This is a genomic window from Bacillus sp. mrc49 (assembly GCF_002803435.1).
In genome coordinates this window covers 1-915 of sequence record NZ_PHNG01000176.1, presented here as the reverse complement: position 1 = coordinate 915, position 915 = coordinate 1, and the positions used below count along the sequence as shown (strand labels likewise).

Here is a 915-nt window from a genome sequence, read left to right as displayed (position 1 = left end):
CTTAGTCGGATCACCAAATATCTTACTAGAAACGGCAGCCAGTAATTCTAGTGCCCTACTCCGTTTGTTCGGACTTAAAGGGATGATTGCTTCTGGTTTATTTCCTTCACCTACCATAGCCAAATGTTCCTTGGTGATGATGCCGCCATTTTCATATCCATGACCATGACCGATGTATTTAAGCATATTAGATCCATAACGCGATTTTGCATAGTTCATGCCTGCCAGTAAGCTGTCTAAACCATTCAATTGGTTTGTATGTCCAGGGAATGCAAAACTGCGAAATGTTGGCGGGATCACCTGGACGAGGCCGCGAGCTAAATTTCCAGTGTAATAGTTAACATCTTTGACAGCTGTGGATTGGATAGCCTTCTCATTCCCGCCTGATTCAGACTTGATTTGCCTTAACCATGCGTTCACATAATTAGCACTTGTAGGGAGTCCATTCATTCCTAATGCCTGTATGACGGTACTCCGCCATCTTTCAACGCCCTTACCCACAGGAGCCGCACTGCCTCCGCCGCCGAATCCATCAAACAAGGAACCGAAATAATCCATGGCTTTATTTTTCGCCCACCCCACTACACCATTTCCGCCTGCCCATTGGTTTGCAAATGTAGGGAACGTGTCTTTAAAGTTTAGGGAACTTTTTAATTGGTTCCATAACTTAGAAGGGCCTTTTGTGATGATATCGAATGCATCCATAGCCTTGCCGCCTAATGTTCCAATGCCGTTTATAACTTTGTTAGAACCACTAATGATGTAATCCATAAACGAATCATCATCACCGGTACCCTTTGCAAAGCCTGGGATCGAATTAGTCGGGAAATTATAGCTGCTTAAGACCGCCTTTGTTTTATCGTGTGGAAGAATAGCTGAACCTCTAGGCAAATGCATCAGTTCAGTACCCGTTGT

Annotated in this window: 1 protein-coding gene; it reads right to left on the bottom strand. The window is 44.3% G+C overall.

All coding sequences use genetic code 11. The annotated features are described in order from the left end of the window. On the bottom strand, positions 1 to 915 hold a 915-nt coding region (locus CVN76_RS01220; protein WP_157805421.1), incomplete at both ends, for a lytic transglycosylase domain-containing protein.